Origin of the sequence: Gordonia heveisoli, assembly GCF_030315745.1 — a bacterium.
Taxonomy (GTDB): Bacteria; Actinomycetota; Actinomycetes; order Mycobacteriales; family Mycobacteriaceae; genus Gordonia.
Window position 1 is genome coordinate 1 of sequence record NZ_JASXSH010000018.1, and the last position, 17,833, is coordinate 17,833.

Below are 17,833 nucleotides of genomic sequence, written 5' to 3' on the forward strand. Positions count from 1 at the left end.
GTCGGAGCCACCGGAGCAGGCAGCGAGCAACACTGACAGCACGGCGGTCAGGATCAACACCGTCATTGGGCGACGCTCAAACTCGACGCGAAACGGAGTGCTTTGCATATTCATCCTCACCTTCACCCAACTGGAGCGGTGGGGTCTTTAGGCATTTGAGGGCCAGGCTGTCCAGGAATGTCAGGGGCGCGCCTTCCGTCGTCATAACCCTGGCTCCACGAATCGGAGATTCTCAGCATTAAATATTTCCAATCGGGATCACCGTGGACTGCGTTCCAATCGGGTTTTCCGTCGGTGAACCATTCTGGGTTTTCTTTGGCAATCTCCGGATGGATCTGTGAATATCCAACAAACTGGCTGAACTTCAGCACCTGCGGGTCATTGAGTGTGTCCACCCACGTGGCACTGTTTCCCTGAACAGCTCCGGATTGTTGACCTGGTGCTGTTCCTGCCAACGCATCGCTGAGGGGTGACAATCCCAGTGCAATCAGAGCGCCTGGCGGGAAAAGGCTGGCGGCATCTTTGGCTGTTCCGATGGCTTTCAAGCGATTTTCGTACTCGGCCATGCGGTGTGCATTCTGATCGTCAGAAAGTTGGTGGACTGCCAGTTGATTTCCATCGACCATTGCTTGAGCTAACACGCCCGTATATTGGCCGTAAACCCCATTGCCGGTGAGTCCGTAGCGATAAGCGAACTCATTCTCCAGACGTGATGCGGCCAAGTTTAGATTCGCCGCCGCAACACCGTCAGTATTCAGTGCACGAAATATGTTCTGGAGCTCCCCGGGGGTTCGAGTGTTAATATCGTGGCCTGGCAATGTTTGCAGATCGCCTTCAAGAACGAAATCGGCCAGATAAGGTTCGATAGCCTTCTCGACAATTCGTGCGGCATCAGCGTTGAGGACCTCAATTCTTCCGCCATCGCCGATGTTTGCACTGGTGCCGAGGTAGTGACCGAGCGCGTTGGCTGCATCATGTGCGAGTCCGGCGGAAGCCGGGTTTGGTGAATTGGCCTCCGCACCCACCCAGTCGTACAGCCCATGAAGGCCTGCGGTGTGCTTGCCGAAGGACTGCGAATTGAGGTCGTTCAGATGCGACCAGGCATTATAGTGTCCGCCATTATCGCAAGTGACGTCCATATTCTTGCCTGTAATGAAGTCATGCGTAGCGATGTGGTCTTGTGACGCTGTTACCAGTGCATCACTGAGGAGCTTATCGAGCTGATCTGTACCGAGCTTCATGCCAGGTGACATCGCACGACCGCTCTCTGCGGTGGCACCGTTGATCTCGGCAACTTGTTTCTCGATTCCTCGATTTATGTCCGATCCCTGTAATCCGGCATCTCCGTGAGAAATAAAGTCTGAGAGGGCTCGGAGATCACTTAGTCCATCAATATTATAGTAGTGATGGTAGGTTCCGGGGGCCTGCTCGTTCTCGTCAGGCAAGGCTTGATAAGCATTTGAAGTGAGATTTCGTGTCAACAACGAACGGATCTGATTCGGCACCTGCGCCATGCCTCCTCGGTCGCCGTCGGCTGTTCTGAGGTTGGGGATACCCATCATTTCGACTGCGGCTGCGAGGTTGTGTTGAATCTGTTTGTGATGGGGTCCTTCGCCGATCTTGAGAATATCGGACATCGACTTTCCGTCGAGTCCGCGATTGATCTTGGTGAGAAAGTCGAACTGACCCTGGCTTAATTCGAAAGGCTTCCCCGTTCGCATAGCCTGGAGTTGTTCTGGCGTGAGCATTGCGCCTGCCGCGAGTGCGCGGCGCTCGAAGTCTGTCAGGGCCGTACCTGCGGAGAGCTTCTTGGCGATCGTTTGGCCGAGGCCGCCGCCGAGTGCGGCACGTGCGGGAGCCAATCGATTGATATCTTGTGTCGCGGCATCGATCGCGCGGGCGCATGCTGTGTCTGCCGCGTCGAACTCGTGTGCGAGCCGGGTCAGCTTCGTCGTCGCGGTCTTGGCCTCGTTCAGACGCCTCGCCTTGAGGTCCGCGAGCAGTTGCATTCCGTTGGGTACGTCAAGCCCGTTGACTAGCAGTTCCGCGACCGCGTAGTTATAGCCATCGGTGACCGCCCAATTTTGTGCGACATCGAAGCCGTCGGCCACGTAGCCGCTCGTAAGCGACTTGAGCTTGCCCGTCAACCGCGACATGTCGTCCTTGCCTGCCGTGATTGCTGCGGCAAGGTCCTCCATTGCGAAGGCGGTACGGCGGAACTCTTGATTCTCGTCGACGGCGCGGATCTCGGCGGCGCTGTGGGTTTGGCCGGTCCAGTCCAATGCGGTGATGGTCTTCACGACATTCTTGCCGTCGTATTTTATCTGCGTCGCCAGTCGCGTGGCCTCGGTCGCGGCCTTCTCCATGTTGTGGAAATGAAGCGCTTCCACTTGCGATCGTGTGGGGGTAGCCATCAGCGGCGGCGTTGTGACGGATCCCAGGAACCGTTGAAGTCGCCCAGTGAGCCGACCCTCACTGAGGCGCGCTCATCGGTGTCTTGGAATGTGTCTGCGGCCTTCTTCAACACCGTCTCCCAGGCGCCGAGCCGTCCCCGAACGACCTCAACGGCGGTTTCCGCGGCGACCGAAGCCGCCCGGATCTTGGCGGCTGTATCGGTTCCCTTGATGCCGGCGGCGCCGAAATGAAGTGACATGGTCGCGCTTGACGCGCTCTGGTACATGCCTAATGCGTCGGCTCCGGTGGCCGGCAAGGTGGAAATGGTATTTGCTGCGGAACGCAGCGAATCTGGACTTACCTTGAGCACGTCAACTCCCCCTGTTAACTCACGCCTAAGCTCCACTGGAACCTCAAGGGTCACTTGGGTCACCGAGTGCAGCGATTGTAGCCGAGATCACTGAGATGGTCGGCAGCCGTCTCAGGGTGCCCTCTGGCGTGGTGTGACCCAGCCCGGTCGGATGTCGTGTTCACCACCCGTCTACCCTGATATCCACCGTCACGGAAAGGGGACCATTCGCCGTGAGTACGCCCACCGTTCTCGATTCCATCATCGAGGGAGTGAAAGCTGACGTCGCTGCTCGTGAAGCCGTGCTCGATTACGAGGCGGTGAAGGCAGCGTCTGCCAAGGCCCCCGCCCCCAGAGATGCCATGGCCGCGCTACGCCAGCCCGGCATCGGCGTGATCGCCGAGGTCAAGCGCGCCAGCCCGTCCAAAGGTGACCTGGCCACCATCGCCGATCCGGCCGAGCTGGCCAGTGCCTACGAAGCCGGTGGTGCGCGCATCATCAGTGTGCTGACCGAGGAACGTCGCTTCCGTGGTTCGCTCGCCGACCTCGACAGTGTGCGTGCCGCGGTCAACATCCCGGTGCTGCGCAAGGACTTCATCGTCGGGCCGTATCAGATTCACGAGGCTCGGGCGCACGGTGCGGACGTCATCCTGCTGATCGTCGCCGCGCTGGAACAGAATGTGCTGTCCGCGTTGCTCGATCGCACCGAGAGTCTGGGTATGACGGCCCTCGTCGAGGTGCACACCGAGGAAGAGGCCGACCGTGCGCTGGAGGCCGGGGCCTCCGTCGTCGGCATCAACGCGCGCAACCTCAAGACCCTTGAGGTGGACCGGGATTCGTTCGCGCGGATCGCTCCGGGGCTGCCCACCGAGATCATTCGGGTCGCCGAGTCGGGGGTGCGCGGCACCGCCGATCTGCTGGCCTACGCCGGTGCGGGCGCCGACGCGGTCCTCGTCGGTGAGGGCCTGGTCACCAGCGGTGACCCCCGTGCTGCGGTGAGTGAGCTGGTGACCGCCGGCGCTCACCCATCTTGTCCGAAACCTGTTCGCTGACAACGGGCATGGGCATGCCCATGTCGTGTGAACCCGATCGTGTGGGAGTTTTCGTGTCCTCTGCATCCCTGCCCGCGGCGAGCGTCGGTCTGACGACCCGCACCTCGGTCGAACCCGATGAGGGCGGCCATTTCGGCGTCTACGGCGGACGCCACGTGCCCGAGGCGCTGATGGCGGTCATCGAAGACGTGACCGCCACCTACCTCAAGATGCGCGCCGACGACGATTTCCTCAACGAACTCGACCGGCTGCAGCGGCATTACACGGGGCGGCCGTCACCGCTCTACGAAGCTGCTCGGCTGAGTGAATTCGCGGGTGGGGCACGGATCTTCCTCAAGCGTGAGGATCTCAACCACACCGGATCGCACAAGATCAACAATGTGCTCGGTCAGGCGCTGTTGGCCCAGCGGATGGGTAAGACCCGCATCATCGCCGAGACCGGAGCCGGTCAGCACGGGGTCGCCACCGCCACCGCGTGTGCCCTGCTCGGCCTCGAATGTGTCATCTACATGGGACGGGTGGACACCGACCGGCAGGCGCTCAACGTGGCCCGGATGCGGCTGCTCGGTGCCGAGGTGATCGCCGTGGACAACGGCTCGGCCACCCTCAAGGACGCCATCAACGAGGCGATGCGGGACTGGGTCACCAACGCGCACAACACTTATTACGCCTTCGGCACGGCTGCCGGACCGCACCCGTTCCCGATGATGGTGCGCGACCTGCAGCGTGTCGTCGGCCTGGAATCGCGGGCGCAGATCCTCGATCAGGCGGGACGTCTGCCCGATGCGGTGGTCGCCTGTGTCGGCGGCGGTTCCAACGCGATCGGCATCTTCCACCCGTTCATCGACGACGAGTCGGTGAAGCTGGTCGGTTACGAGGCGGCCGGCGACGGTGTGGAAACCGGCCGGCACGCCGCGACCTTCACCGGTGGCACGCCGGGTGCCTTCCAGGGCGCCTACTCCTACCTGCTGCAGGACGAAGACGGTCAGACCATCGAATCGCATTCGATCTCGGCGGGTCTGGACTATCCGGGTGTCGGTCCTGAGCACGCCTATCTGAAGGACATCGGCCGCGCCGACTACCGTCCGATCACCGATACCGAGGCGATGGATGCGCTCGCCCTGCTGAGTCGTCGCGAGGGCATCATCCCGGCCATCGAGTCGGCACACGCCGTCGCCGGTGCGCTCAAGCTGGGTGCCGAGCTGGGGGAGGGCGCCATCATCGTGGTGAGCCTGTCCGGCCGTGGCGACAAGGATGTGGATACTGCGGCCCGCTGGTTCCACTTGTTCGACCCGCCGCCCTCCCAAGACGAGGCCGCCGCCGAACACACCGCCGCCGCCGACAACGCCGCACAGACAGGAGCCGACGCATGACCGCGACCACCGGGCCGTCGAAGCTGGGGCCGGTCTTCGCCGGATGCCGGGCCGAGGGTCGTGCCGCGCTGATCGGTTACCTGCCCGTCGGTTTCCCGACCGTCGAGGATTCGGTGACCTCCTTCCGCACCATGGTCGACGCGGGCTGCGACATCATCGAGGTCGGCGTGCCGTATTCGGACCCGGTGATGGACGGCCCGACCATCCAGGCGGCCGCCGACACCGCTCTGCAGAACGGTGTCCGGGTGCGCGACGTCTTCACCGCGGTCGAGGCGATCGCCGCGGCCGGTGGCCAGTCGGTGGTGATGAGTTACTGGAATCCGGTGTTGCAGTACGGCGTCGACAAGTTCGCCCGCGACCTCGCCAACGCGGGCGGCGCGGGTGTCATCACCCCGAATCTGATCCCCGAGGAGGGTGCCGCCTGGCACGCCGCCTCCGACGACTATGGCCTGGACCGGATCTATCTGGTGGCGCCGTCGTCGACGCCCGAACGCATCGCCCTGACCGTCGACGCCTCGCGCGGCTTCGTCTACGCGGCGTCGACGATGGGTGTCACCGGCGCCCGCGACGCCGTCTCCGACATGGCACCTGACCTGTGCGCACGCGTGCGCGCCTACTCCGACATCCCCATCGGTGTCGGGCTCGGCGTCCGCAACCGTGAGCAGGCCGCCGAGATCGCCGCCTACTCCGACGGCGTGATCGTCGGTTCGGCACTGGTCACTGCGGCCCACGCCGGTCAGGACCGGTTGGCCGAACTGGTCGCCGATCTGGCCGAGGGTGTACGCGGCCGACACGCCACCGTCTGACCAAGGCGCCGGCACGCTAGGGTGGCTGCGTGACGCTGCCGACGACGACGCTGGCCTATATCCCGAGTCCGCCGCAGGGCGTGTGGGACCTGGGACCGTTCCCGCTCCGCGCCTACGCGCTGTGCATCATCGCCGGGATCGTCGTCGCCGTCTGGTGGGGAAACCGCCGGTGGGTGGCCCGCGGTGGCCAGCCCGGTGAAGTGCTCGACGTCGCCATCTGGGCGGTGCCGTTCGGTCTGATCGGTGGCCGGATCTATCACCTGATCACCGACTGGAAGACCTACTTCGGTGATGTTCCGGGCGGCAAGGATCCCATCGACGCCATTAAGATCTGGGACGGTGGTCTCGGTATCTGGGGTGCGGTCATCTTCGGCGCCCTCGGTGCCTGGATCGGTGCCCGCAGCCGCGGGATCCGGCTGCCGGCCTTCGGCGATGCGATCGCGCCCCCGATCCTGCTCGCCCAGGCGATCGGTCGGCTCGGCAATTACTTCAACCAAGAGCTCTACGGTCGGTCCACCGATCTGCCGTGGGGTCTCAAGATCTACGACCGCGTCGATGACAACGGGTATCGCGACCCCGGACTGATCAGCGGTGTCTCCAATGGGCACGTGGTCGACATCGTGCACCCGACATTCCTGTACGAACTGCTGTGGAACCTGCTCATCGTCGTGCTCCTGGTGGTCGTCGACCGCCGGTATCGGATCGGGCACGGCCGGCTCTTCGCGCTGTACGTCGCCGGCTACTGCCTGGGGCGCTTCGGTGTCGAACTGCTGCGCGACGACCATGCCTCGCTGATCGCCGGGGTCCGCGTCAACGTCTTCACCTCGGCCTTCTTCTTCGTGTGCGCGCTGATCTACTTCTTCCTGGCCACCAAGGGGCGTGAACAGGGGCTGAGCATCTACCACCCCGACCGTGCCGCCGAACTGGAACAGCAGGGTTTCGTCGGCTACATCGACGACCGCTACGACGACTACCCCGACGACACCGAGCTCGACGACACCGAGACCGAGCCCGACGAGGCTGAATCCGACGACACCGAGCCCGACGAGGCCCAGCCCGACGAGGCCGAGCCCGACGACACCGAGCCCGACGACACCGAGCCCGAAGCAGAAGCAGATGCCGAGGCGGACATCGCCGAGCCCAGCCCGGACACCCCAGACGCCTCCGACACCCCCGACGACTCCGACACGTCCCGTTCCTGACCCGACGCCCGTCGGATTTCTCACACCACCACCTGGGGATACGTCCATTTATGCAGCCGCGGTGTGACGGCGGTTCAGCTAGACTTGAATTTCGCGAAGTGCGGTCCGGCCACGCCGATCAGCCCCGGCGGTGAATCGACCTGGTTGCCGTGTTTCGCGCATTGTGCTCCACGGGCCAGCGCTGTCCCAGCGGACATCCAGCATGAGATTCGTCAGCGAATCGAGTGGAGGTAGAGATGTTGTTTTCTGCGCTTCCGGTCAAGCAGGGCCTGTACGACCCCGACAATGAAGTCGATTCGTGCGGTGTGGCGATGGTCGCCGATATCCATGGCCGACGCTCCCATTCGATTGTGGCCGATGGCCTTCTCGCGCTGGAGAATCTGGAGCATCGCGGGGCGGCCGGTGCGGAAGTCAACAGCGGTGACGGTGCGGGCATCCTGATCCAGCTCCCCGACGAGTTGCTGCGGGCGACGACCGACTTCGCCCTGCCTGCCCCGACCGCCGCCGGGGACAACACCTATGCGGCAGGCACCTGCTTCCTGCCCACCGACCCGGCTCTCCGTCGGGAGGCGATCGCCCGGGTGACGGCGTTGGCCGACGCCGAGGGCATCACGATCCTCGGCTGGCGGGAACTGCCCGTCGACGCCGCACGGGCCGACATCGGTCAGACCGCGGTCGACTGCATGCCGCAGATGACCCAGCTCTTCGTGACCGTGGATCCGCCGGCAGGTGGCGAGCGGATCGGCGGCATCGACCTCGACCGGTACATCTATCCGTTCCGCAAGCAGGCCGAGCGCGTGACCCCGGAGATCGCCGACGCCGGTACCGGCCTCTACTTCCCGTCGCTGTCGAGCCGGACCATCGTGTACAAGGGCATGCTCACCACGATGCAGCTGCCGCTCTACTACGACGACCTGCGCGACGAACGCTGCCTGAGTGCCGTCGCCATCGTCCACTCCCGGTTCTCGACCAACACCTTCCCGTCCTGGCCGCTGGCCCATCCGTTCCGCTTCGTGGCCCACAATGGTGAGATCAACACGGTGCGCGGCAACCGGAATCGGATGCGGGCGCGGGAGGCATTGCTCGAAACGGATCTGATCCCCGGCGACCTCAAGCGCGCGTTCCCGATCTGCACTCCGGAGGCCTCCGATTCGGCCTCCCTCGACGAAGTCCTCGAATTGCTGCACCTCGGCGGTCGCAGCGTGTCGCACGCGGTGATGATGATGGTTCCCGAGGCGTGGGAGAACGTCCCCGACCTCGAACCGAATCGGCGGGCGTTCCTGCAGTTCAACGCTTCGCTGATGGAGGCGTGGGATGGTCCGGCCTGTGTGACCTTCACCGATGGAACCGTGGTCGGTGCGGTGCTCGACCGCAACGGTCTGCGTCCGGGCCGCTGGTGGCAGACCCGGGACGGCCGCGTCATCCTGGCCTCGGAGGCCGGTGTACTCGGGGTGCCGGTCGACGAGGTGATCTCCAAGGGTCGGCTCGAACCGGGCCGGATGTTCCTGGTGGACACCGCGCAGGGCCGCATCATCCCCGACGAGGAGATCAAACGCGATCTCATCGGGGCCGAACCCTACGACGAGTGGCTGCACGCCGGGCTGCTCGACATCGCCACGCTGCCGCCGCGGCCGGTGTTCAAGCCCAACCACGACACGGTGATCCGCAGGCAGGTGTCCTTCGGTTACACCGAGGAGGATCTGCGCGTGCTGCTGACGCCGATGGCGGCGTCGGGGTACGAGCCGCTCGGATCGATGGGCACCGATACCCCGATTGCGGTGCTGTCCAAGCGTTCCCGGCTGCTCTACGACTATTTCGTCGAACTGTTCGCACAGGTGACCAACCCGCCGCTGGACGCGATCCGTGAGGAGATCGTCACCTCACTGGCGCGGGTGATGGGACCGGAACAGAATCTGCTGGCGCCGACGGCGGCGTCGTGCCGTCAGATCCTGCTGCATGCGCCGGTGATCGACAATGCCGACCTCGCCAAACTCGTGCATATCAACGACGACGGCGACAACCCCGGCTTGTCGGCCACGGTGCTGAGTGGCTTGTACGAGGTCTCGGACGGTGGTGCGGGTCTGGCCCGCGGTCTGGAGGATCTGCGTGCGCGCGCCACCCAGGCGATCGCCGAGGGGCACACGACGCTGGTCATCTCCGACCGGCACACCGATCGTGATCATGCGCCGATCCCGTCGCTTCTCGCGACGTCGGCGGTCCATCACCACCTGGTGCGGACCAAGGAGCGCACCAAGGTGGCGCTGGTGGTCGAGTCCGGCGACGCCCGCGAGGTGCACCACATCGCGCTGCTGATCAGCTTCGGCGCCGCCGCGGTGAACCCGTATCTGGCGCTGGAGTCCATCGAGGACCTCATCATCGAACGCGAGCTGATCGGCGTGCGGCCGTCGAAGGCGTTCCGGAACTACATCGAGGCACTGAGCAAAGGTGTGCTGAAGGTGATGAGCAAGATGGGCATCTCGACCATCAGCTCCTATACCGGTGCGCAGGCCTTCGAGGCGGTCGGGTTGTCGTCGGAGGTGGTGCGCGAGTACTTCACCCGCACGGTGTCGCGAATCGAGGGCGTCGGACTCGACGAACTCGCGCGCGAGGTGGCCATCCGTCATCATCGGGCGTTCCCGGAGAATCCGACCGAGCAGGTGTATCGGCGCCTGGAGATCGGTGGTGAATACCAGTACCGCCGTGAGGGTGAGTTGCATCTGTTCACCCCGGAGACGATCTTCCTGCTGCAGCATGCGACGAAGACCGGCCGCGAGGACATCTTCCAGAAGTACTCCGACGAGGTCGACGCACTGTCGGCCAAGGGCGGCACGCTGCGGGGTCTGTTCGAATTCGATCTCGATGCCCGCGAACCCATCCCGATCGAGGAGGTGGAGCCGGTCGAGGACATCATGAAGCGGTTCAACACCGGTGCCATGAGTTACGGGTCGATCTCCGCGGAGGCTCACGAGACGATCGCTATCGCGATGAATCGGATTGGTGCCCGGTCGAATTCGGGAGAGGGCGGCGAGGACGTCGACCGGCTCTACGACCCGGCCCGACGCAGCGCGGTCAAGCAGGTGGCGTCTGGGCGTTTCGGCGTGACCAGCGACTACCTCATCAACGCCACCGACATCCAGATCAAGATGGCGCAGGGCGCGAAACCCGGTGAGGGCGGACAGCTGCCCGCGTACAAGGTGTATCCGTGGATCGCCAAGACCCGGCATTCGACGCCCGGGGTCGCACTCATCTCGCCACCGCCACATCACGACATCTACTCGATCGAGGACCTGGCGCAGCTGATCCACGATCTGAAGAATGCCAACGCCGACGCCCGCATCCACGTGAAGCTGGTCAGTGCGGTCGGGGTCGGCACGGTCGCGACCGGTGTGTCGAAGGCACACGCCGACGTGGTGCTCATCTCCGGGCACGACGGTGGCACCGGTGCGTCGCCGCTGACTTCGCTCAAACATGCGGGGACACCGTGGGAGATCGGGCTGGCCGACGCGCAGCAGACGTTGATGCTCAACGGACTTCGCGATCGGATCACCGTGCAGTGCGACGGTGCGCTGCGCACTGGCCGCGACGTCATCATGGCCGCCCTGCTGGGCGCCGAGGAGTACGGTTTCTCGACCGCGCCGCTGATCGTGGCCGGCTGCATCATGATGCGGGTGTGTCACCTCGACACCTGCCCGGTGGGCGTGGCCACCCAGAATCCGGTGCTGCGCTCGCGCTTCACCGGGCAGGCCGATCATCTGGTGAACTTCTTCCGCTTCATTGCAGGCGACGTCCGTAAATACCTGGCGCAGTTGGGATATCGGACCCTCGACGAGGCGATCGGGCAGTCCCAGCGGCTGCGCACCGACACGGCGCTGGCGCACTGGAAGAGCAAGGGACTGGATCTGTCGCCGATCTTCGCCAAGGTCGAGGACAAAGGACCCAGTCGTCGCATCCGCGGCCAGGACCACGGACTGGACAAGGCGTTGGATCAGACGATGATCCAGCTGGCCGAGGGAGCGCTGGAGGACGCCCATCCGGTGACCTTGGAGTTGCCGGTGCGCAACGTGAACCGGACGGTCGGCACGCTGCTCGGGTCGCAGGTCACGCGCCGCTACGGTGCGGCCGGTCTGGCCGAGGACACGATCATCGTGCGGCTGAGCGGTTCGGCCGGGCAGTCGTTGGGTGCCTTCCTGCCGCCGGGCGTCACCATCGACCTGCGCGGCGACACCAACGACTACGTCGGCAAGGGGCTGTGCGGCGGAAAGATCATCGTCGCGCCGGATCCCGACGCGCTGTTCGTCGCCGAAGATCAGGTCATCGCGGGCAACACCATCCTCTACGGTGCGACCAGTGGTTCGGTGTACCTGCGCGGGCGGGTCGGTGAGCGGTTCTCGGTGCGCAACTCCGGGGCGACGGCCGTCGTCGAGGGCGTCGGCGACCATGCCTGCGAGTACATGACCGGCGGCCGGGTGGTCATCCTCGGCCCGACCGGACGCAACCTGGCCGCGGGTATGTCCGGGGGAATCGCGTTCGCCTACGACCTCGATCCGGCGAAGGTGAACATGGCGCTGGTCAAGCTGATGGTGCCCGACCCCGACGACCTGGCGTGGCTGCACGAGACGATCGCCCGGCACACCGAGTTGACGGGTTCGGCGATCGGGGCGTCGATGCTGGCCGACTGGCCGCGTCGCTGCCTCGGTTTCACCAAGGTGATGCCCACCGATTACAAACGCGTTCTGGATGCCGCCCGGATGGCCGAGGCGGAGGGACGCGACGTCGATTCAGCGATCATGGAGGCGGCTCGTGGCTGATCCACGCGGGTTCCTGGAGGTCCCGAAGAAAGAGGCGAAGTACCGTCCGGTCGGCGAGCGGGTGCAGGACTGGGATGACGTCTATCTGCACGATGAACCGTTGAAGGTGCTGGGGGAGGTGTCCACCCAGGCTCGACGGTGTATGGACTGCGGTATCCCGTTCTGCCACTCCGGTACCGCCGGGTGTCCGCTGGGGAATCTGATCCCGGAATGGAACGACCTGGTGCGGCGCGGCCGCTGGGAGGCGGCCAGTGCCCGCCTGCATGCGACGAACAACTTCCCGGAGTTCACCGGCGCGGTCTGCCCCGCACCCTGCGAGGCGGCCTGCGTGTTGTCGATCTCCGAGCAGTCGACCGGCGGTGCCGTGACGATAAAACGGATCGAGAAGACGATCGCCGACGAGTCGTGGGCGGAGGGCATCCTCGGCCCGGAGGCGCCCGGTGCACGGTCGGGGCGCTCGGTGGGCGTGGTCGGATCGGGGCCTGCCGGTCTGGCGGCTGCTCAGCAGCTGACCCGGGCCGGCCATGAGGTCACCGTCTACGAACGCGACGACCGGCTCGGTGGTCTGCTGCGCTACGGCATCCCCGAATATAAGTTGCAGAAGTCCGACATCGACCGCCGGATCGCCCAGATGCGTTCGGAAGGAACACAATTCGTCGTCAACTGCGATGTCGGGACCGATATCTCGGTGGCGCAACTGCGGTCCCGGCACGAAGCGGTGGTCCTCGCGATCGGGGCCCTGGAGGCACGTGACAACCCGGTGCCGGGACGGGATCTGGCCGGTGTGCATCTGGCGATGGAACATCTGGTGCCCGCCAACCGGGAATGTGAGGGCGACGGGCCGTCGCCGATCACGGCTGCGGGCAAACATGTCGTGATCATCGGCGGTGGCGACACCGGCGCGGACTGTCTGGGCACCGCGCACCGTCAGGGTGCGGCGTCGGTCGTCCAGCTCGATTACAACCCGGAGCTGCCCGGCGACCGCGACGACGTGCGGTCGCCGTGGCCGACCTGGCCGCTGATCATGCGGACCTCCAGCGCGCACGCCGAGGGTGGCGAGCGCAAGTATCAGGTGGCCGTGCAACGGTTCACCGGTGACGGCGCGGGCAACGTGACCACGATGGTGCTCGCCGAGGTGGAGGTGACCCGTGAGCCCGACGGCAGGCGGGTCGTCAGTCCGGTCGGCGAAGAGTTCGAAATCCCCTGTGAACTGGCGCTTTTCGCAATCGGTTTCGCTGGGGTGCAGCCGTCGGTGTTGCTCGACGACCTCGGGTTGGCGACAAACCGGCGCGGGGTGCTCGGCTGCGGCAGTGACTGGCAGACCGACACGCCCGGTGTGTTCGTCTGCGGTGACGCACATCGGGGTGCATCGCTGGTCGTGTGGGCGATCGCCGAGGGACGCTCGACCGCCCGCGCGGTCGACGAATTCCTCATGGGTGCTTCCGATCTGCCGTCGCCGGTACGACCGTCCGCGTTGCCGCTGTCGGTGCTGTGACGGCTGACATCGGGACGAACATCGGATGGCCGATCGGTGCGCACCGGTTCGGGGGGTCAACGTCGGATTCGGGACGGGACTAAGGTGGGTTTGTGACTCGGCGAACGAAGATTGTCTGCACCATGGGACCGGCGACCAACTCTGACGAGCGGGTCAAGGAGCTTGTCGAGACCGGAATGGATGTCGCTCGACTGAACTTCAGTCACGGCGCCCACGAGGACCACGCCGACGTGTACGCCAAGGTTCGGCGCGCGTCGGACGAGGCGCAGAAGGCCGTCGGTGTGCTCGCCGACCTGCAGGGACCCAAGATCCGACTCGGCCGTTTCGACGGCTGCGGCGGTTCGACGCAGTGGGAGACCGGTGACGTCGTGCGTATCACCGTCGACGATGTCGAGGGCACCCACGATCGGGTCTCGACCACCTATCCGCATCTGGCCGAGGATGCCACCCCCGGGGATCGCCTGCTCGTAGACGACGGCAAGGTCGGGTTGGTCGTGTCGTCGGTGGACGGCTCGGACGTGGTGTGCACCGTCACCGAGGGCGGCCCGGTCAGCAACAACAAGGGGCTGTCGCTGCCCGGCATGAAAGTGTCGGTGCCCGCACTGTCGGAGAAGGACATCGCCGACCTCGAGTTCGCACTCGAACTCGGCGTCGACATGATCGCGCTGTCCTTCGTGCGCAGTCCCGCCGACATCGAACTGGTCCACGAGGTGATGGATCGGGTCGGACGGCGGATCCCGGTGATCGCGAAGCTGGAGAAGCCCGAGGCCATCGAGAATCTCGAGGCGATCGTGCTGGCCTTCGACGCGATCATGGTGGCGCGCGGCGACCTGGGCGTCGAACTCCCGCTCGAAGAGGTCCCGCTGGTGCAGAAGCGTGCCATCCAGATGGCGCGGGAGAATGCCAAGCCGGTGATCGTGGCGACACAGATGCTCGACTCGATGATCGAGAACTCGCGCCCGACCCGCGCCGAGGCCTCCGATGTCGCCAACGCCGTGCTCGACGGTGCTGACGCGGTCATGCTGTCGGGGGAGACCTCGGTGGGCAAGTATCCGCTGGAAACGGTCGCCACCATGGACCGGATCGCACGTGCGGTCGAGGGCGGCAGCCGCGACGTGCCGCCGCTGTCGCATGTGCCGCGGACCAAGCGTGGCGTCATCTCCTACGCGGCGCGCGACATCGGCGAACGACTGGAGGTGAAGGCGCTTGTCGCGTTCACCCAGTCCGGCGACACCGTCCGGCGCCTCGCGCGGCTGCATTCGCGGTTGCCGCTGCTGGCCTTCACCCCGACGCAGGCGGTGCGCAGCCAGCTGGCCCTGAGCTGGGGTACCGAGACCTTCATCGTCGACCGCGTCGACACCACCGACAACATGATCGACCAGGTCGATCATCAGTTGATGCGGATCGGGCGCCTCAAGGAGGGGGACGTGGTGGTGGTCGTCGCGGGTGCCCCACCCGGCACGGTCGGTTCGACGAACATGATCCACGTGCACCGGATCGGCGAGCAGGACCACTGATCTGCCCGGTCGCCGGGACGCCTCGGGGGCACCCGTAGGGTTGTGTGTCATGACTGCCGAACAATCCGAGGATCTCGGTCAACTGCTCACGTTGCTCGACGTGGAACGACGCGACGAGGATCTGTTCATCGGACAGCATCCCGAGCAGGTGACGGCGCGGACCTTCGGTGGTCAGTTGCTCGGACAGGGTGTGGTCGCCGCGGCGCGCACCCTGACGCGGGGTAACCCGCCGATCCATGCGCTGCACGCGCACTTCATCCGGGGCGGAGACGTCAAGCAGCCGATGGAGTATCACGTCGCCCGGTTCCGGGACGGTAAGTCGTTCGCGAACCGGCAGGTGACGGCGATGCAGAATGGCGAGGAGATCTTCACGATGCTCGTCGCCTTCCAGGACAACGCGGCAGGCCTCGAACATGCGGTGGAGATCCCGCAGGTTCCATATCCGGAGGAATTGCCTTCTCTCGGTGAGCATTTCAAAGGTTTCGAGGATCGCATCGCGACGTTTGTCAATGCGTTGCACCCGATCGACATCCGTTTCGCCAACGACCCGACCTGGAAGGTGCGAGAGGCGGGACGCAAGCTCACCGACAACCGCGTGTGGATGAAGGCCGACGGCGTCATGCCCGACGATCCGATCATGCACGTCGCCGCGATGTGTTACGCCTCCGACACCACGGTGCTCGACTCGATCATCACCACGCACGGATTGTCCTGGGGTATCGATCGGCTGTTCGCCGCGACGGTGAATCACTCGATGTGGTTCCATCGCGAGTTCCGCTTCGACGACTGGATGCTGTACGCGACCCGATCGCCGGTCGCCACCGGATCACGGGGCATGGGTTCGGGTCGGTTCTGGATGCGTGACGGCACGCTGGCGACGTCGGTCGTGCAGGAGGCACTGATCAAGTACTTCCCGCCGAAGAACTGAGCTTTGGCACACTGGACGGCATGACCACACCGCCGGGATATGAGCCGGTCCCCGGGGGCTATTCGTCCCAGTGGGGATATCAGGCGCAGCCGCCGACATTCTGGCTGGACCCCGGGCCGAGTCTGCCGCGACGGTCCTGGCAGCGGCGCAGTCGCCGTCCGGTGATCGCGCTCAGTGTCGTCGGTGCGGTGCTGCTCGCGGTGCTGGCCGTGCTCGCGCTGTCCGTCGGGGTGATACGCGGGCTGAGTTTCGACGCCGACGGTCAGGTTGCGGTCGACTGCGAGACCCGGACCGCGACCGTGGCCGGTGGCGGACGGATCGCGGCAGGCGACGAGGTGACGATCTTCGCGGCGACCGGCGCCCGGCTGGGGTCGGCGAAACTGGTGGACCTCGGATCGGGACCGGGCGCGCGGGATTGCGTGCTCGGGTTCACGGTGTCCGATGTCGATGTGGTCGACGGTGGTTATGTGGTCGCGCTGGGGAAGGTCTACTCCCAGACGGTCACCGAGGATGCGCTTCGATCGGGTGTGGTTCTGCGCCCGGTGTGAGGCCGATTCGGGCGGGATCGTCGGGATTGATCCGGGCGAATGCCGAGCGGATCAGCGCCGCACCCCACAGCATCAGCCACACCGACATGCCGCCGACCTGTATCCGCTGCGCCAGGCCGAGCCGGTAATTGCCGGTCAGATTGTCGGCCACCAGCATCCATACCGTCGCCAGGGCGACGATCACCAGTATCGCGGTGCCCGCGATGCGCAGCAGCGGCCATGCGTCGCGCCGCAGTGCGGCGACACTGCCTGCGACCATCACGGTGAAGATGGCGAAGACGGCCAGCGTACTGGTCAGGGCGTGGACGTGATGGAGCTGAGGGAGCAGTCCGCTCGGCTCGGTGCGGCAGCCGGGGTCGAGTCCGGCGATACATTCGATCGGCAGAAGTGCATCGGCGATGGTCGCCGCCCCGAAAGCGGCCAGTGCCGCGATCGCGGTGATCGGTATCGCCCGGCGCACGGCCGGACGGGGAACCAACAGCAGGATGCCCGCCAGTAGCGAGCACACCCCGGTGGTGACATCGCCGGCCACGTACACCAGTCGGTGGGGACGGTGCTCCGAGTCGAGCTCGCTGAGGAAGGTGCGCATCGGGTCGAAGGGTGAGGGCCAGCAGAACTCGAGAACCCACGACGAATAGCAGATGCCTGCGATGGCGATCAGGACGCCGGCAACGATGACGCGCGGTTTGACTGTGTCGGACACCCGACCAAGGCTAGTCGCAGGCGATAAGCGGAAGTGCCTGGTAGGAGCCCTGATCCGACGAATCGGATAAGTCCGGCAATGCGGTGGCCCGGGTTTGCCGCCAGTGCGCGCGGAATCCTCTGCTCGGTCCCGCATGGCGGTTTACACTCGCACTGTCGGCCGCTCGGTCGGCTGTAGATCCGCCCCAAACAGTGGAGGCCGGTATGGCAAATCCTGACCCGACCAGTACCGAACTGGGCCCCGTCGACTATCTCGTCATCGAGTGGACCGACGGTCGTCCGACCGGCGAGGCCATTCCCTATCTGATCGATCTCGTCGATCGCGGCATCGTGCGGATCATCGACATCACCTTCGTGCAGAAGGACGACGCCGGTGTCGTCACCGAGATCGCGATCGATGAACTCGGGGCCGATTTCGCTGTATTTGACGGTGCTGCAACAGCTTTGCTCGGGTCCGATGATGTGTCCGAGGCGGCTGCGGTACTCGCCCCGGGAACTGCTGCGGCCATCGTCGTCTGGGAGAACGTCTGGGCGGCACCCTTCGCCGCGGCGGTGCGCCGCAACGGCGGGCAGGTGGTGGCCTCGGGTCGGATCCCGGTGGATGCGCTACTCGCCACCCTCGAACCGCAGGTCTGAACAGGCCGCCCCGCTCACCACTT

At 65.2% G+C, this 17,833-nt stretch carries 12 protein-coding genes and 1 pseudogene; 10 read left to right on the plus strand and 3 right to left on the minus strand.

What is annotated here, in order from left to right:
* Window positions 1-122: 122 nt before the first annotated feature.
* Window positions 123-2,390 (minus strand): TPR repeat region-containing protein, encoded by a 2,268-nt coding sequence (locus QSJ18_RS15300; RefSeq protein WP_286327430.1) that lies wholly within the window; start codon window positions 2,388-2,390, stop codon window positions 123-125.
* Between the two features lie 23 nt (window positions 2,391-2,413).
* Window positions 2,414-2,764 carry a type VII secretion target gene (locus QSJ18_RS15305; protein WP_286327431.1) on the minus strand — a complete coding sequence of 117 codons (351 nt, stop codon included), beginning with the start codon at window positions 2,762-2,764 and terminating at the stop codon, window positions 2,414-2,416.
* A 212-nt stretch (window positions 2,765-2,976) separates the two neighbouring features.
* Here QSJ18_RS15305 and trpC point away from each other — a divergent pair, with 212 nt between their 5' ends.
* The 9 genes and pseudogenes from trpC to QSJ18_RS15350 all read left to right on the plus strand — a co-directional run bounded on the left by trpC (window position 2,977) and on the right by QSJ18_RS15350 (window position 16,472).
* Window positions 2,977-3,795, plus strand: coding sequence for an indole-3-glycerol phosphate synthase TrpC (trpC, locus tag QSJ18_RS15310; protein WP_286327432.1), 819 nt, complete (start codon window positions 2,977-2,979; stop codon window positions 3,793-3,795).
* 20 nt (window positions 3,796-3,815) lie between these two features.
* Window positions 3,816-5,168, plus strand: a complete 1,353-nt coding sequence (trpB, locus tag QSJ18_RS15315; protein ID WP_462476093.1) for a tryptophan synthase subunit beta — start codon at window positions 3,816-3,818, stop codon at window positions 5,166-5,168.
* On the plus strand, window positions 5,165-5,974 hold the full coding sequence (gene trpA / locus QSJ18_RS15320) for a tryptophan synthase subunit alpha (protein WP_286327434.1): 810 nt from the start codon (window positions 5,165-5,167) through the stop codon (window positions 5,972-5,974). The genes trpB and trpA overlap by 4 nt, the downstream gene beginning before the upstream one ends.
* Before the next feature lie 29 nt (window positions 5,975-6,003).
* Window positions 6,004-7,146 (plus strand): annotated as a pseudogene (gene lgt / locus QSJ18_RS15325) (prolipoprotein diacylglyceryl transferase); the annotation flags it as partial.
* A gap of 266 nt (window positions 7,147-7,412) precedes the next feature.
* Complete coding sequence (gltB, locus tag QSJ18_RS15330; RefSeq protein ID WP_286327435.1) at window positions 7,413-11,984, plus strand: glutamate synthase large subunit; 4,572 nt, start codon at window positions 7,413-7,415, stop codon at window positions 11,982-11,984.
* Window positions 11,977-13,479 carry a glutamate synthase subunit beta gene (locus QSJ18_RS15335; RefSeq protein WP_286327436.1) on the plus strand — a complete coding sequence of 501 codons (1,503 nt, stop codon included), beginning with the start codon at window positions 11,977-11,979 and terminating at the stop codon, window positions 13,477-13,479. Before gltB ends, QSJ18_RS15335 begins: the two co-directional genes overlap by 8 nt.
* Before the next feature lie 92 nt (window positions 13,480-13,571).
* On the plus strand, window positions 13,572-14,996 hold the full coding sequence (gene pyk, locus QSJ18_RS15340; RefSeq protein ID WP_286327437.1) for a pyruvate kinase: 1,425 nt from the start codon (window positions 13,572-13,574) through the stop codon (window positions 14,994-14,996).
* Between the two features lie 49 nt (window positions 14,997-15,045).
* The gene (locus QSJ18_RS15345) at window positions 15,046-15,924 is read left to right on the plus strand and encodes an acyl-CoA thioesterase (RefSeq protein ID WP_286327438.1); all 879 of its coding nucleotides are present in this window, start codon (window positions 15,046-15,048) and stop codon (window positions 15,922-15,924) included.
* A gap of 20 nt (window positions 15,925-15,944) precedes the next feature.
* The gene (locus QSJ18_RS15350) at window positions 15,945-16,472 is read left to right on the plus strand and encodes a hypothetical protein (RefSeq protein ID WP_286327439.1); all 528 of its coding nucleotides are present in this window, start codon (window positions 15,945-15,947) and stop codon (window positions 16,470-16,472) included.
* Here the strand turns inward: QSJ18_RS15350 and QSJ18_RS15355 are convergent.
* Window positions 16,426-17,175: a DUF998 domain-containing protein gene (locus QSJ18_RS15355; RefSeq protein WP_286327440.1), complete on the minus strand. Its 750-nt coding sequence runs from the start codon at window positions 17,173-17,175 to the stop codon at window positions 16,426-16,428. The genes QSJ18_RS15350 and QSJ18_RS15355 overlap by 47 nt on opposite strands.
* Before the next feature lie 203 nt (window positions 17,176-17,378).
* Here QSJ18_RS15355 and QSJ18_RS15360 point away from each other — a divergent pair, with 203 nt between their 5' ends.
* Entirely contained in the window at window positions 17,379-17,810 is a 432-nt protein-coding gene (locus tag QSJ18_RS15360) for a DUF6325 family protein (protein WP_286327441.1), read from the plus strand.
* Window positions 17,811-17,833: the final 23 nt, after the last annotated feature.

Coding starts and splice junctions, on each gene's coding strand:
- trpB (WP_462476093.1), top strand. CDS start 3,816: ATGTCGTGTGAACCCGATCGTGTGGGAGTTTTCGTGTCCTCTGCATCC.
- trpA (WP_286327434.1), top strand. CDS start 5,165: ATGACCGCGACCACCGGGCCGTCGAAGCTGGGGCCGGTCTTCGCCGGA.
- gltB (WP_286327435.1), top strand. CDS start 7,413: ATGTTGTTTTCTGCGCTTCCGGTCAAGCAGGGCCTGTACGACCCCGAC.
- QSJ18_RS15345 (WP_286327438.1), top strand. CDS start 15,046: ATGACTGCCGAACAATCCGAGGATCTCGGTCAACTGCTCACGTTGCTC.
- QSJ18_RS15350 (WP_286327439.1), top strand. CDS start 15,945: ATGACCACACCGCCGGGATATGAGCCGGTCCCCGGGGGCTATTCGTCC.
- QSJ18_RS15360 (WP_286327441.1), top strand. CDS start 17,379: ATGGCAAATCCTGACCCGACCAGTACCGAACTGGGCCCCGTCGACTAT.